The sequence below is a fragment of the Alginatibacterium sediminis genome, from assembly GCF_003610775.1.
GTDB classification, from domain to species: domain Bacteria; phylum Pseudomonadota; class Gammaproteobacteria; order Enterobacterales; family Celerinatantimonadaceae; genus Alginatibacterium; species Alginatibacterium sediminis.
The window spans coordinates 283,660-299,448 of the sequence record NZ_RAQO01000006.1 but is presented as its reverse complement, the minus strand read 5'-3'; the positions used below and the strand labels follow the sequence as shown (position 1 = coordinate 299,448).

The 15,789-nt window shown below is 44.8% G+C and carries 14 protein-coding genes; 4 read left to right on the top strand and 10 right to left on the bottom strand.

Annotated elements, in window-relative coordinates:
- Positions 1-269: 269 nt before the first annotated feature.
- The 9 genes from DBZ36_RS12140 to hydA form a co-directional block, all read right to left on the bottom strand.
- Positions 270-737 (bottom strand): hypothetical protein, encoded by a 468-nt coding sequence (locus DBZ36_RS12140; protein ID WP_120355216.1) that lies wholly within the window; start codon positions 735-737, stop codon positions 270-272.
- 91 nt (positions 738-828) lie between these two features.
- Positions 829-1,020, bottom strand: coding sequence for a FeoB-associated Cys-rich membrane protein (locus tag DBZ36_RS12135; RefSeq protein WP_120355215.1), 192 nt, complete (start codon positions 1,018-1,020; stop codon positions 829-831).
- Between the two features lie 9 nt (positions 1,021-1,029).
- Complete coding sequence (feoB, locus tag DBZ36_RS12130; RefSeq protein WP_120355214.1) at positions 1,030-3,033, bottom strand: ferrous iron transporter B; 2,004 nt, start codon at positions 3,031-3,033, stop codon at positions 1,030-1,032.
- 51 nt (positions 3,034-3,084) lie between these two features.
- Positions 3,085-3,390 (bottom strand): FeoA family protein, encoded by a 306-nt coding sequence (locus tag DBZ36_RS12125; protein ID WP_199711854.1) that lies wholly within the window; start codon positions 3,388-3,390, stop codon positions 3,085-3,087.
- A 559-nt stretch (positions 3,391-3,949) separates the two neighbouring features.
- Positions 3,950-4,951, bottom strand: coding sequence for an ABC transporter substrate-binding protein (locus tag DBZ36_RS12120; protein WP_199711853.1), 1,002 nt, complete (start codon positions 4,949-4,951; stop codon positions 3,950-3,952).
- Positions 4,952-5,007: 56 nt separating this feature from the next.
- Positions 5,008-5,955: an ABC transporter permease gene (locus DBZ36_RS12115; RefSeq protein ID WP_120355212.1), complete on the bottom strand. Its 948-nt coding sequence runs from the start codon at positions 5,953-5,955 to the stop codon at positions 5,008-5,010.
- A complete protein-coding gene (locus DBZ36_RS12110; protein ID WP_120355211.1) occupies positions 5,948-6,832 on the bottom strand; it encodes an ABC transporter permease in 885 nt (294 codons plus the stop codon). The genes DBZ36_RS12115 and DBZ36_RS12110 overlap by 8 nt, the downstream gene beginning before the upstream one ends.
- 18 nt (positions 6,833-6,850) lie before the next feature.
- Positions 6,851-7,684, bottom strand: coding sequence for an ABC transporter ATP-binding protein (locus tag DBZ36_RS12105; protein ID WP_120355210.1), 834 nt, complete (start codon positions 7,682-7,684; stop codon positions 6,851-6,853).
- Positions 7,685-7,716: 32 nt separating this feature from the next.
- Positions 7,717-9,156, bottom strand: a complete 1,440-nt coding sequence (gene hydA, locus DBZ36_RS12100; RefSeq protein ID WP_120355209.1) for a dihydropyrimidinase — start codon at positions 9,154-9,156, stop codon at positions 7,717-7,719.
- A 425-nt stretch (positions 9,157-9,581) separates the two neighbouring features.
- Between hydA and DBZ36_RS12095 the strand changes: the two genes are divergently transcribed.
- Positions 9,582-10,823: a Zn-dependent hydrolase gene (locus DBZ36_RS12095; RefSeq protein ID WP_120355208.1), complete on the top strand. Its 1,242-nt coding sequence runs from the start codon at positions 9,582-9,584 to the stop codon at positions 10,821-10,823.
- Between the two features lie 53 nt (positions 10,824-10,876).
- On the opposite strand, the gene DBZ36_RS12090 is transcribed toward DBZ36_RS12095, so the two are convergent.
- Positions 10,877-11,530 (bottom strand): TetR/AcrR family transcriptional regulator, encoded by a 654-nt coding sequence (locus tag DBZ36_RS12090; RefSeq protein WP_120355207.1) that lies wholly within the window; start codon positions 11,528-11,530, stop codon positions 10,877-10,879.
- Between the two features lie 284 nt (positions 11,531-11,814).
- Between DBZ36_RS12090 and DBZ36_RS12085 the strand changes: the two genes are divergently transcribed.
- Genes DBZ36_RS12085 through DBZ36_RS12075 form a run of 3 tightly spaced genes read left to right on the top strand, consistent with a single transcriptional unit; the run spans position 11,815 to position 15,785 of the window.
- Positions 11,815-13,164: an NAD(P)-dependent oxidoreductase gene (locus DBZ36_RS12085; protein ID WP_120355206.1), complete on the top strand. Its 1,350-nt coding sequence runs from the start codon at positions 11,815-11,817 to the stop codon at positions 13,162-13,164.
- A 1-nt stretch (position 13,165) separates the two neighbouring features.
- Positions 13,166-14,440, top strand: a complete 1,275-nt coding sequence (gene preA / locus DBZ36_RS12080) for an NAD-dependent dihydropyrimidine dehydrogenase subunit PreA (protein ID WP_120355205.1) — start codon at positions 13,166-13,168, stop codon at positions 14,438-14,440.
- A gap of 19 nt (positions 14,441-14,459) precedes the next feature.
- Complete coding sequence (locus tag DBZ36_RS12075; RefSeq protein ID WP_199711852.1) at positions 14,460-15,785, top strand: aspartate aminotransferase family protein; 1,326 nt, start codon at positions 14,460-14,462, stop codon at positions 15,783-15,785.
- Positions 15,786-15,789: the final 4 nt, after the last annotated feature.

Genomic DNA, 15,789 nt, shown 5'->3' with positions numbered 1-15,789 from the left:
GTAAGCTAATTTCTTAGACTCATTAATACATCGGTTTGTGAACAGACTAACAACGTGGGCAATACAACAGGCCATGCGTTCATTACATTGAATGTCCAATGTAATGACGCCCCTCTTTTTCGAAAATATAAAATAAATGTCGACCATGGGAACATCTAGACTGGCAGTGATTGGAAATGGTTTTGGAATGAAATAATAAGTCACCTAAACAACAGGCTCTGTATGGGTAAATCTTGGCATTGCTAGCCAATTATTGAGCCTTTAAAACGTTAGTAAAACAGCCCGTGTACCCCAGCAACCCCACAAAATACAGCAACGAGGCTAATCGATAGCAAAACGGTATGCATTATTTGCAAAAATTTAAATGCCCTTTCGTTATTTTGGTTCGCTTGTTGATGAAACCATCGATGTAAAAATAGCGGCTCTAGAACAAACAGTACTAGCGTGAAAATTGCCCATATTACGATCATCAACACAAGCCACCATGACATGGTTGACCACCCATTCATGACATACAGCATATAGAAACCAGTGGCTGCAGTAAGTTGGGTTGTTAGCTTGGCTTGAAAGCTAAATTTTCCTTCTAGCTGTTCAAAAATAAGTATCCGGTTTTGAGCACTTTGAGAGCTTCGAATGGCGGGTATTAGAACGGTAGTGACAAAGGCAACGCCACCTATCCATAATACAACTGCAACAACATGTAGCGCTCTTGCAAGTACAAAATACTCGTGTTCCATTGTGATGACATCAATCCTTTTGGTTGTTGCCAATCGAGGCAACTTATCACAGCCCATCGTTTGCTAAAGCATGGGCTGTGACTGGCAGTATTTAGGTAAGTTGTTTGATCTTTATGCGCTTATCAATCGAATGTTTACCCGTATCTTGTATTGGTTTTGTTGAACACGAACCACCTTCTGCGCAACCGGTACAGCTTTTACCTTTGCGTTTGTCACTTAAAATCCGCATCACCGATAGTGAGAGAATAACTAGGATAGTGAACGCTACTACTATATTTGTCATAGCTTTCTCCTACGCGGCACTTAGTTCAAGTTTTTGCTCTTCGTCTTCGCCACCTTTTCTAACGAAGTAAACAAGGATCCCAACTAAAATGAGCGATGCTATCAGGCCATATATAAACCCTTGGCCAAGTAAGCCAGTAACCAAAAGCGTTCCGATTTGATAGGTCATAAACGCGACGACGTAACCAACACCAAACTGAAATGCTACGCCTCCCCATAACCACTTTTTGTTCTCAAGCTCTGCGTTCATCGCGCCTATTGCGGCAAAACATGGCGGTGTGAAAAGATTGAAAACGAGATAGGATAAAGCAGCAACAGAAGATAGTCCCATGATTGAAGCAACGTCTGCTCCTCCGGATACCAAGGCTAATTCTTCTGTATCAATAAAGTTAGTGATCCCATAAACGACAGCCAAAGTACCAACAACATTTTCTTTTGCGATAAAGCCGGTAATAGCCGCAGCGGCTAATTGCCATACCCCAAAGCCAAGCGGGATCAATATAAACGCGAATGGCGTTGCAATCCCAGCCAGAATACTAGTATCAGCAGCTCCCTCAGCGACAACCTCAAATTGCCAGTTAAAGGTTTGCATAATCTGAACAACAGCGTTACACACCAAAATAATAGTTGCTGCTTTTATAACAAATGCTTTAGCACGCGAAAGTGTTGATACGACAGCACGTTTCACACTAGGGATGCGGTATTCAGGCAACTCGAGAATAAAAAATGAGCGCGAGCCTTTCTCGCCGGTAATTCTTACAACCATTAGCGCGCCAAAAATTATCAGAGCGATTCCGGCAAAATACATGCTGGTTCCAACCCAAGCAGCGTTTTCAAAAAAGACGCCAGCAAACAATGCAATAACAGGTAACTTCGCACCACAAGGGATAAATGGCGTCAACATCGCCGTTGTGCGGCGCTGGCGTTGATTCTGAATCGTTCGTGTTGCCATGATCCCCGGAATCGCACAACCAGTGCCTATTACCATTGGGATGATTGATTTACCTGAAAGCCCAACTTTTTTGAAAAAGCGATCCATGATCACCGCAACGCGGGCCATATACCCACTGTCTTCGAGTAATGCTAGCAAGAAAAATAGCACCATAATCAGCGGTAAAAAACCAATGACAGCACCTACGCCGCCAATGATCCCATCCAATAGTAATGCACTGAGCAAAGGCGAGACTTCATCGCCCATTAGTGTTTCAACCAAAGCGTATAAGCTATCAATCCACCCGACGAATACGTCAGCCAGTACTGGACCCACGTGGGTTTGCGAAATAGAGAAAACTGCCCACATAATCACTGCAAATATGGGTAGCCCTAGCCATTTGTGAGCTAAAATTCGATCAGCTTTGTCTTGAAATGTTTGAATGTTACTTTCGATCGGTCGCGTTACTGTTCTAGACACAAGCGCTTTTACAAAATCAAAGCGTTTCGTATCAAATGAACGAACTGATTCTGGATTTTTGAGGTCAATACCAACATCGCTAAAAGGCGCGGATTGTTGATGACCATCAAGCTCAATTGCGGTTGCAATTAATGCCTCCAAGCCATTAAAGTTGCCGCTAGTGGCGGTCGTCTCTACAACTGGACACCCGAGAACCTCACTGAGCTGATTTAGGTCAATTTCTGTTTTCCGTTTGTTACTGATATCAGTTTTGTTTAAGGCAACAACAAGCGGTATACCAAGCTGTAGAAGCTGAGTGGTAAAAAACAAGCTTCGACTTAAATTGGTAGAATCTACAACGTTGATAATCACATCGGCTTGCGCTGATTTGACGTAGTTACGGGTTATCGTTTCTTCTGAAGTGAACGGCGACATCGAATAAGCGCCAGGTAAATCGACAGCAATGATTTGTGAGTCTGATTTACTTATCGCGGGCTTTATTGGCCCTTCCTTCTTACTGATGGTGACGCCAGCCCAATTACCAACGCGCTCAATTTTTCCTGTAATCGCGTTGAAAAGCGTTGTTTTACCGCTATTTGGGTTCCCAGCTAATGCAATTTTCAAGGTTATCTCCTCCCTGATAAAGTTTTAAATTAGTTCGATAATGCCTGCACACTAAAACAGCAAAATGGCTTTCGATAAGTCGGCGTCAATGCTGTAGCGAGCATCTTTGACGGCAATGACATAAGTGTCTGATAAAACGGAAATAACGCTAACACTTTCACCTTTGTAACAACCTAGCGTGAATAGGAAATCAACAATCTCCTTATCCGTAGACTCAACGGCTTTTATGGTATAAGCCCTATTTAATTGCGCCTCGAATAAGGACTTATCGCCACCTTCAATGTTGGTTTCAACATCGCAGGCTTGGAATAATTGCATCAACTTGCTGGGTAGCAGGTTTAGAATTGATTGGCTCATATTGCCCTCTCAAAGTGTCAAACATTTAAAAGTCACTGTGCCTACAGTGCGAAGATCAGAAACTGAAGCAAAGCTAAATGACATTGATTTTCATTTATATTTGCAACTTAGTTTATATTTATCTTAAGAACAATGATCTGAGGCTTTATATCTCGTAGAAAACCAAATCAGTGACCTTTTATTGATATGGATCAATCATTAGCTGTACTTCTATTGCTTGGCAGCATCAAGCTATTCCAGTCCATTTTGATAAGGACTCGCATCACAAGAGCATCTATTTGCAAGCCTTGACTGGCGTAACTTGGGAATGCGGGTTGAGCAAATAACTATAGCTATGCGATGCCCAAACATCAGGCTTAAACGATGTAAACAGGGAAAGGCGGATTAATAACAACATAGATAAAGGCGCTAGCAGCGCCGTTCAAATGCAAGCTTTATAAGTTAAACCTATATTTTCTCAATCGGGTATCGCAAACAAAGAACCCCGACTAAAGCCGGGGTTCTCTGTTTTAAAGCATATTAAGGTAAAGATTAAGCTACTTTATGACTACATTGATACTTAAAGTGCGTTCATTTTATCGAATACTAAATGCGAATAAGCACCTTCAGGTTTTTGGGTAATCACTGGAGTTCCTTCGCTATCAAGCAGTACACTAACGGTGCGCTCAAAGGCTTCGGGTTGCAAATAACCTATTCCTTCAGGGCTACCACCGAGTAGTTTTGCTATTTCACTCATCATACGAACCTGATGAGCCTCAGTTTGAGCACCTGTATCATCATATTCTAAGATGAGTTCACCCGCTGCTTGTGGATTTTCAGCAGCCCACTCCCAACCTTTGATAGAAGCTTTTAAGAACTTAGCATAAAGCTCAACTTTAGCAGGATCTGCCAACGCATCTTCAAGCACGTATAAGCCATCTTCCAAGGTCGCAACCCCTTCGTCTTCATACTTAAACAAGACCAACTCATCATCACTCATACCACCATCAAGCACTTGGCCATATTCGTTGTAAGTCATCGTTGAAATACAATCCGCCTGCCCTTGGAACAGCGGGTCGACGTTAAAGCCTTGCTTAAGCACGGTTACACCATCACCACCGGTCGTATCGTAACCAAGTTTAGACATCCAACTTAGGAATGGATACTCATTACCTGAAAACCACACGCCTAAGGTATGCCCGGCAAAGTCCTGAGGTGTTTTTATGCCACTTGATTTCAAGCAAGTCAGCATTAAGCCCGATTTCGCATAGATTTGCGCAATATTGACCATGGGTAAACCTTTTTCACGAATTGCCAAGGCTGATGGAAGCCAATCGACAATGACATCAGCCCCTCCACCGGCTAACACTTGCGCCGGCGCAATATCAGGACCACCTGGTTTAATGGTTAAATCAATCCCTGCTTCTTCATAGTACCCCTTATCTAAAGCAACATAATACCCAGCGAACTGCGCTTGAGTGACCCACTTAAGTTGCAAAGTTAGTGGCTGCGATGCCGATGCATAAAAGCTGCTACTCGCAACACACGCGGCTATTGCCCAGGTTTTAAACGTTTTATTCATCATAAGTTCCCTCTTGATTTTCCATGTGCAAAATAAACGTACTGTTGATGTAAAAACTAGCGAACAGATGGATGCCAAAATAACAATCGCTTTTCTAACAAAGCCAGCAATCCATAGCTCAGTGAACCAGCAAGTGCCGCCACAAGAATCGTGGCCCACACCATATCCATATTCATCCGACCTACCTCAGTTGAAATTCTAAATCCCATACCAACGATTGGCGTACCGAAGAACTCAGCCACAATTGCGCCGATCAGAGCCAACGTTGAGTTGAGCTTGAGTGCATTAAACACAAACGGCAGCGCATAAAAGAACTGACATTTGACGAAGCGTTGATTCGAACTAGCCCCATAGGTATGCAGTAAGTCTTGGTGCAAGTGGTCAACTGACTGAAGCCCAGCTAAGGTATTAATAAACATCGGGAAGAAAGTCATAACCACAATAACAGCGGCCTTGGATTGCCAATCAAAACCAAACCACATCACCATAATCGGGGCGATCCCAACAATCGGAATCGCAGACATAAAATTACCTAGTGGCAGTAAACCATTGCGTAAAAATAAGCTCTTAGACGCTAATTGCGCCACGATGAAACCTGAACTACACCCTAAAACATAACCAGCGAGTACCGCTTTCAAATAAGTTTGCTGAAAGTCAGCCCAAAGTAGGGGCAGATTATTTACAAAGCTGATGACTATCGATTTTATCGAGGGTAACAATACGGGGGAGACAGCAAAACCAAGCACCAGACTTTGCCACAGCATGACCAGCATCATCGCGAAAATGCTGGGAACAACCGCTTTTAATCCTGAACCCGCATTCGGTTTAGCATCGACATAAGCGGTCATTTCAGTCATTAAGCGAATTGCCGAAATCAACGCTGCAACTAACAAAAAAAGATAACTAGGCGACTGTAAATAGCTGCCGTCAGTTAAATTAAACGCCAACAAAAACTGCAAAGAAAAAACTAAAAAGGCGAGCATATTAAGCATTGATTTACGCATTGGCATTGCCTCTTTGGCTAAGAATGACTCGCTCAGCAAGACCTACCACAAAGACCAACACGGAACCCAACAACGCAGCCATTAGCAGCGCGGCCCAGATTTGTTCGGTTTGACCATAATAAGAACCACTCAGTAGGCGCGACCCTAATCCACCTTGAGCCCCAGTGGGTAACTCGGCCACAACAGCGCCAACTAATGCTGCAGCAATCGCGACTTTTAAACTTGAAAACAGGTAGGGTTGAGCACTAAACCACCGCAACTTCCAAAACAATTGGGTTTGAGTTGCGTTATACGTTCTCATCAACTCCATATGCATCACGTCAGATGAACGTAGACCTTTCACCATGGCAATCGTCACTGGGAAAAATGACAAGTACATTGAGATAACCGCTTTAGGAAAGACTCCCGTCATATTGAGAGCCCCTAGTACCACCACAATTATCGGGGCAATCGCCAAGATAGGGATGGTTTGCGAAGCAATAACCCAAGGCATTAAACTTGACTCCAAAGTTCGGTTATGAACAATTCCAACCGCAATCAAAATTCCTAAAATCGCACCCAATACGAAGCCTAATAAGGTTGATTGCAATGTGATTCCAGTGTGGTAAATCAGCGAACGTTTGGAATCAATTGCAACTTGAAACACCGACTTATTTAACTGTGCTGCTACTTGATGTGGCGCAGGCAACATTGGACGTGGTATTTGGTACGCTTGCGACGCCACTTGGGTATAGGTCCAGTCTTGCTTTTTACGCTCCAAGGTATTTATCAGTTGCTTGCCATTCATAAGCAGTGCAGCAAGGTACCAAATAACCACAATACCGATGATAAAGCTTAGTAAGGCAAACCAAGGCTTAGTGCTTATCGTTGATGACATAGGACTCATTCTCCTTGGTTAATCAATGGCATGGTCTTGCGCCAAAGCATCACGAATTTCGCCCGCTAGAGCGTGAAAGCGCTCATCATCGCGTAGCGCTAAGGTTTTAACTCTTGGTAAAGGACTTTGGATAATTTTGGCTATTCGCCCCGGTCTAGGCGACATCACTACAATATGCGTTGATAACAACACCGCTTCTGCTATCGAATGGGTTACAAATACCACTGTCTTTTGCGTTTGCTGCCAAATTTGCAACAATTCCATATTCATGTGGTCGCGAGTAATCTCATCTAAAGCGCCAAAGGGTTCATCCATCAGCAATAATTCAGGTTCAATACACAAAGCTCTCGCAATTGACGCTCGCTGTTGCATACCACCTGACAACTGCCAAGGGTACTTATTATGGAAGTCTTGTAAGCCAACCATTTTTAGGTACTTATCGATTTGCTCTGCCTGGTGTGGGCCACTGCGTCCGGAAATCTCCATCGGCAATGCACAATTGTCATAAATACTGCGCCAAGGTAGTAAGGCCGGTGCTTGAAATACGTAGCCATAAAGTCGATTAAGACGCGCATCTTCAGGACTGGTACCGTCAACCAAAATATTGCCTTCGGTCTGTTTTTCCAGATCGGCTATGACACGTAGCAATGTGGTTTTTCCGCAACCCGAAGGACCGATAAACGAAACAAAGTCACCTTGTTTTATGCTCAAATTAATGTGGCTCAATGCATGTACATCACCATCAGCGCTTGGAAAGACCAAAGACAAATCTTCAATCCCAATCATCTGACGACGACTCGAACGTAATACATTAAGTTGCTCAAAATCTTCGCTTTCATGAACAGCTAGCATAGCTCTACCTTTTGTATTGATTTATTTAGCAACTAACGCTGAACCGCTGTCGGAATTTGCTCTGCGTTGTAACGCTCAACAGCTTCAAAAATTGTGGGGTAAGCCGGCCTTTTTACATAGCTTCCCGCACCTTCCACGACATTAAGTTCACCATTGGCGTAGACCAGCTTGCCTTGGCTTATGGTATAGGCAGGAGCACCTTTGACTGTGCGACCTTCAAAGATATTGAAATCAACATTCTGATGATGAGTTTTTGCAGAAATGGTGTGCTCAAGACCCGCATCCCAGACAACGATGTCAGCATCAGAACCTATTGCTATATGTCCCTTACGCGGATAGATATTGAAAATTTTGGCGCTATTGGTAGACGCAACTGCAACAAACTCATTGGCCGTTAATCGGCCTTTGTTAACCCCAGAATCCCACAACACCATTAAACGATCCTCAACCCCAGCCGTTCCGTTCGGAATCAAAGTAAAGTTGTCTTTACCCGCTGCTTTTTGGTCGGCGCAGAAACAACAATGATCGGTTGCCGTGGTCTGAAGCGTTCCGCCTTGCAGGGCTTTCCACAGCACTTCTTGATGGCCTTTAGGCCGAAATGGAGGACTCATCACATGAGCGGCAGCCCTGCCCCAGTCTTTATCCTGATAGACACTGTCATCAAGTTCCAAATGACCTGCTAAGCATTCTCCGTATACACGCTGACCTTCTTGGCGGGCGCGAGCTATTTCATCAACCGCCTCTTTACACGAAACATGAACAAGATACAGCGGAACACCTAAGGACTGAGCAATGCGGATAGCGCGATTAGCCGCTTCACCTTCAACTTGGCTTGGACGTGACAGAGGATGAGCTTCCGGTCCAGTGATGCCCTGCGCCAATAATTTCGCCTGCAAATGTGCTACCAGTTCGCCATTTTCAGCATGTACAGTTGGCATCGCTCCCAATTCTAAACATCGATTGAAACTATTAACTAGGGTTTCATCTTCGGCCATTATTGCGTTTTTATAAGCCATAAAATGCTTAAAACTATTCACCCCTTCTTGCTCGACTAAGTACTCCATATCTTTTGCTACACTGTCATCCCACCAAGTAACGGCAACATGAAATGAGTAATCAGCAACGCTACGAGCGGCCCATTGTTTCCAGGTCTCATATGCTTCCACTAGTGATTGTTGTGGATTTGGGATAACGAAATCGATAATCATGGTGGTGCCACCAGCTAAAGCGGCGGATGTTCCGGTAAAGAAGTCTTCACTGGCTACGGTTCCCATAAACGGCAATTGCATATGCGTATGTGGGTCTATGCCACCAGGCATCACAAGTTTGCCACTCGCATCTACAATTTCACATTCCGCTTCAACTTGTAGGTTTTCGCCAACTTGAGTTATCAATCCATTTTCACAATAGACGTCGGCTTTGAAACTACGATCCGCATTGACTACAGTTCCGCCTTTAATCAGTAAACCCATTCCACTACTCCTATCGAAAACCACAACTTGTTCAAAATGGCGAGCCCACAAATATGGAAACGCTGATGTACAAGCCAATGCAATTAATTGACCAAGAGGACAATCGATTTAGTAAAAATTGCTTTAAACCCAATGACAGCGGGCTTCACATAGAAATATTGTGATAAATAGAAGCGAATACAGACATACGTTAGTAAGCACACAGAGAAGTTAACTACCTATTTGTGGGCACTTTCTCACCATTTTCGTGCAGCCTATCGATATAACTACGCGTAAGAGTATTTGTAAACAAGCTTAAAAACACATCAATTCCTTTTAAATTAGCAACTTAGGGTGAAAACAAAAATGCGCTGTCCAAACGGTCAGAAGATTGCATCAGTATTCGCTAGTAAATCTTGACTTGAACGACTCAAAAAGGAACTGCTATGCAAACTTTCTCGATTAATGGTGAACGCCTCTGGGACAGCCTCATGGAAATGGCTAAAATCGGAGCCACTGCTAAAGGGGGTTGCCGCAGGCTAGCGCTAACCGACCTTGATAAGCAGAGTCGCGAACTTTATATAAGCTGGGCAGAAGAAGCGGGTTGTACTGTAACCGTCGATCAAATTGGTAATATTAGTGCCACCCGACCTGGTACAGATATGAGCCTAGCCCCAGTAGGAACCGGGAGTCATTTGGACACCCAGCCTTCTGGTGGTAAGTTCGACGGAGTATTTGGTGTGCTCTCAGGACTAGAGGTGATTCGGTCTATGAATGACCATGGCATTGTAACGCGTCACCCTATAGAAATTTCGGTTTGGACCAATGAAGAGGGTTCCCGTTTTGCTCCGGCGATGATGGGATCAGGGGTTGTCTCAGGACGATTTACTCTACAAGAAATCCTCGACTCAGTAGATGTGGACGGAATTCGCTTAGGCGATGAATTACAGCGCATTGGCTTTGCCGGCGATGCTCCAATAAGCGGGCGAAAGTATCATGCTTTTTTCGAAACTCACATTGAACAAGGCCCCTACCTAGAAGCTGAAGAAAAACAAATTGGTGTGGTCACTGGAGGACAAGGGCAACGCTGGTATAACGCAACTTGTATCGGTAGAGAATCGCATGCAGGAACTACGCCCATGCATCTACGAAAAGATGCCTTAGTAGCCGCCTCTGAACTCATTCAGAAAATTGAATCGATCGCCAAAGCACATCCACCGGGCTGCGGCACTGTTGGTTTTGTTCAAGTAAAACCAAACTCTCGAAATACGATCCCTGGAGAAATTGAGCTCAGTATTGACTTAAGGCATGAAAATGATGACGCCCTTAGCGCCATGGATTACGAGCTAAGTGCAGCAATAGCCGCTATTGAGCAACAAACCGGCGTAAGCATCGAACTTGAACCAATCTGGTATTATGAGCCGATTGCCTTTGACAAGGATTGTATAGCCGCGGTGAGCCTGGCCACCAAACAACTAGGTTATAGCCACATGCCTATCATCGCCGGTGCCGGCCACGATGCTTGTTATGTATCTGATTTCGCACCCACCAGCATGATTTTCACCCCGTGTTTAAATGGGATCAGTCACAATGAAATCGAAAGCACCACCCCTGAGGAATGCGAGGCAGGATGCTCTGTGTTACTAAATGCAATGTTAAGCATGGCTGTTGTTGAATCGACAGCATAAACAAGAGAGTGCCAAACTTGCATAGAGCCTGCATACAATCATGTGCGCAGGCTTTATATTTGACTAATACCACAGCCCTTTAGCACTAAACGGGTTATTAATTCAATTCCGGCTTCGTAATCGCTGTCATCCAACTTAGATTTATCCATCAACACACTGCTTTGCAAACTGAAATCCGCGTAAGCTTGGGTTGAAGACCACAGCAAAAACAGTAGGTGCTCTGGGCTAATTGGATCCATCCACTGTTTAGCAATCCAATCTCTAAACACCTGACAGGTGCTTTCAAATTGTTGCTTAAGTTGTGTTTCCAATTGCTCACGCAGGAAAGGTGCACCATGTAAGATCTCTGCTGCAAAAATTTTGGAACCGTTTGGAGAGTCTTTGGATTGCTTAATCTTCTGCACGATGTAGTTACGAAGGGCGTCACGCGGATGTTGATCACTCGTCATTTCATCCATGTGTTTCATCCACACCACTAGCATATGTTCGAGAACTGCCTTATACAGCGCCTCTTTGCTTTTGAAATAATACAACACATTTGCTTTAGGCAAATTAGCGCTTTGAGCGATCGCTGAAATAGTCGTTCCGCTATAACCTCGCTGGGCAAACAATTGTTCAGCAACGGACATGATTTGCTGAAGATTGTCATGACGGATATCAACTAGTTTTCTTCTTTTATTCTTTGTTTCACTTATAGAGTTTGCCATTTCGTCGCAGTTTTCCTGTGCACTCAAATGCAGCTTAAGCCTCATATTAGTGCGTTATTGTTGCATAAAACTTGCCTGAGAAGGTTAATAAAAGGCCCGCTGTAACGCTTAAATTTTAAAAATAATTCTTTCCCAAGCCCTTGCCTACTGGCTTTGCTGAGAATATGAACAACAAAAATCAAAATCTATTGACCGATCGGTTAAACCATGGCCTGCCTTTTGCACCTCTTAAGTAGTAATCAATAAACACGCCAAGCGTGCGCAACTTAGGAGTTAAACGCTTTATGACCTCGATAACTGGGAAGTATACACCGCAACAACTCGCGCTAGACGAGATGTTTAACGACATAAATCCTGCCTTAAGTGCTCGCCAAGCAGGGATTGAAAGCTCGCGTTGCTATTATTGCTTTGACGCACCATGTATCAAAGCTTGTCCATCCAAAATAAACATCCCAAGCTTTATCGCTAGTATCGCAAGTGATGACCTTAGCGGAGCCGCACTCACCATTTACGAAGAAAACATTTTAGGTGGTAGCTGTGCACGCGTTTGTCCCACAGAAATCCTTTGTGAGCAGGCCTGCGTACGCAACCTTGAAGATGAAGCCGATCCGGTGAAAATTGGTCAACTTCAGCGTCATGCAACCGATAACGCCAGTTTTGTTGGGCATCCATTTAAGCGCGACCAATTAAGTGGCAAACGCATCGCAGTTGTAGGGGCTGGACCCGCAGGTTTGAGCTGCGCCCACCGCCTTGCCAAAATGGGTCATGATGTAGAAATTTTTGAGTCCCAATCCAAAGCTGGCGGTCTAAACGAATACGGTATTGCCAAATACAAAATAACTGAAAATTTTGCCCAACAAGAAGTCGACTTTATTCTTTCTATTGGTGGTATCAAACTACATACGCAAACAGCATTGGGCCGCGATATACAGTTAAGTGAACTCAAGTCTCAGTTCGATGCCGTATTTTTAGCTATTGGCCTTCAAGAAGCCAAACCCCTAATGCTTGAAAACGAGCAGCACCCTCAGGTACATGACGCTATCGACTTTATTAGTGAGCTTCGCCAAGCTCAGGACATAAACCAACTTAACATTCCCAAGCACAGTGCAATCGTGATCGGCGCTGGTAACACTGCAATTGATATGGCCTGCCAGCTAAAACGTTTGGGCACCGAAGAAGTCACTTTGGTTTATCGACGTGGTGTTGAGCACATGAGCGCCACTGAACACGAACAACAGATAGCTAAAAACCACCAGGTACAGATAAAAACCTGGAGTCGTCCGACTTCAATCAATGTGGATGATTCAGGACAGTTAAAAAGCCTTAGTTTCGTTAAGACAAAGGCTGTTGAGGGACAACTACAAGATAGCGAAATTCACTACGACATTGCATGCGAAGCAGTCTATAAGGCCGTAGGGCAATCAATGAGTTTTCCTAAACTGCAAGATACAATTCCGACACTAAGCAATGGGAAAATTTCCACCTTTAAGAACCAACTTACCAGTATAGACGGTGTGTTTGCAGGTGGGGATTGCACCCATATCGGACAAGACTTAACCGTAGAAGCCGTACAACAAGGCAAGTTGGCCGCACATGCCATTCACCAATACTTAAACCCACTACAGGAGCACTAACATGGCTGATCTATCAATCGAATTCGCAGGAATCAAAGCACCTAATCCATTTTGGTTAGCTTCCGCTCCACCGACAGATAAAGCCTATAACGTAGAACGTGCTTTTGAGGCTGGTTGGGGAGGTGTGGTTTGGAAAACCCTTGGTGAAGACCCAGCTGCGGTAAACGTGTCGTCACGTTATTCCGCCGTATTTGACGCAAATGGTGAAGTTTCCGGATTTAACAACATTGAGCTCATCACGGACCGCAGCCTAGAAGTGAATCTACGAGAAATCGAGGCGGTTAAGAAGAGCTGGCCTGATCGCGCCGTGGTTGTATCGTTGATGGTGCAATGCGAGGAAGAAAGCTGGAAAAAGATTGTTAAACAAGTTGAACAAACCGGGGCCGATGGCTTAGAGCTAAACTTTGGTTGCCCTCACGGTATGCCCGAGCGCGGCATGGGTGCAGCGGTGGGTCAAGTACCCGAGTACGTCGAAATGGTAACCCGCTGGTGTAAAACCTATAGTCGCTTACCGGTCATCGTAAAACTTACACCTAATATAACCGATATACGGGTAGCCGCGCGCGCAGCAAAAACTGGTGGTGCCGACGCCGTATCTCTCATTAATACCATCAACTCTATTACCGGGATCGACCTCGACGATATGGTTGCACGCCCTATCGTTGATGGGAAAAGTACTCACGGCGGATACTGCGGCCCTGCAGTGAAGCCAATCGCTCTAAACATGGTGGGCGAGATTGCCCGCGACCCGCAAACCTATGGACTACCAATTTCCGGAATTGGAGGTATTGGCAATTGGCGAGATGCTGCCGAATTTATAGCCTTAGGGTCAGGTAGTGTGCAGGTCTGTACCGCGGCCATGGTTTATGGCTTTCGCATTGTAAAAGAGATGAAAAGCGGTTTATCCAATTGGATGGATAGCAAAGGCTATGAATCTATTCAAGACTTTCAGGGACTGGCAGTGCCAAACACTACCGACTGGAAGTATCTGAATATGAACTACAAAGTTGTCGCTAAAATTGACCAGGACAAATGCACCGGGTGCGGCCGTTGCTACATCGGTTGCGAAGACACCTCGCACCAAGCGATAGACATCAAGTCGCATGATGATGGAACCAACAGCTTTGAAGTTATCGATGCAAAATGCGTCGGTTGTAATCTTTGTGAGATCTCATGCCCAATCGAAGGCTGTATCAAAATGGAAGTTCAAGACACTGGTTTAGAGCCAATGAATTGGACTGAAGATCCTCGTAACCCTTATCGAGATGCCTCGTAAGCCTTGGGAGAAGCAAGCTATGTCGACACTTACTCAGCGACAACTCGATAGTTGGTGGATGCCCTATACCGCCAATCGCGAGTTTAAGAAAAACCCGCGTATCATTACCCAAGCCAAAGGCGCCTATTTTACTGACGACCGCGGACGGAAAATATTTGATGGGCTTAGCGGGCTTTGGACCTGTGGTTTGGGGCATGGCAATGCCAAAATAAGCGAAGCCATTTATCAACAAAGCCAAGAACTAGACTACGCACCAGGATTCCAATATGGGCATCCTATGGCGTTTAAATTTGCTGAGCGTTTGGTTGATTTTATGCCCACAGGGCTAAAACACGTATTTTTTACCGGCTCAGGTTCAGAGGCAGCAGACACCTCACTCAAAATGGCTCGAGCCTACTGGCGCGCAAAAGGTATCTCAAGTAAAACCAAGTTTATTGGACGAATTAAAGGCTACCACGGGGTAAACTTTGGCGGCTTTAGTGTTGGTGGTATTGGCGCGAATCGTGCCATGTATGGGCAAGGCATCGACGCAGACCACCTAAATCATACCCAACTTGATGAAAACCTTTTTAGTCGTGGGCAACCAAGCAGTGGAGCGCATCTCGCCGAGCAACTTTTAGAGTTGATTACTCTGCACGACGCCAGCAATATTGCAGCGGTGATCATAGAGCCGCTGTCTGGATCGGCTGGAGTAATACCACCACCAAAAGGCTACTTACAGCGTATTTCTCAAATTTGTCGCGAACACAATATTTTGCTGATTTTTGATGAGGTGATTACTGCCTTTGGTCGTATGGGGGCCAAAACTGGTGCAGAGGCATTTGATGTCGTACCCGATATGATGAATATCGCAAAACAAATGACCAATGGGGCTGTGCCTATGGGCGCAGTAGTTACCAGCAGCGACATTTATCAAACCTTCATGGACAGTCCTAGTAAGGACTATCTCATAGAATTACCCCACGGTTATACCTACTCAGGTCATCCTTTGGCCTGCGCCGCAGGTATGGCAACGCTCGATCTTTTGGAGCAAGAACAAGCCATTGAGCGGGTAGCTTCGCTATCGCCAAGCTTCGAAAACACACTGCATCAACTTAAAGGCATGCCCTATGTGACTGATATTCGAAACTTCGGCTTTGCCGGCGCTTTAACCTTGGAGTCGGCGCCCAACGAGCCTGCTTTAAGACCTTTTTTAGTCGCCATGCGCTGCTGGGAAAAAGGCTTTTATGTTCGTTATGGGGCTGATACTTTGCAATTGGGCTTGCCTTTTATTAGCACTGAACAAGAAATTGATGACGTCATTAACGCTATCGGCGAATCGCTGCAAGAAATCGCACTTACCTAAGGAA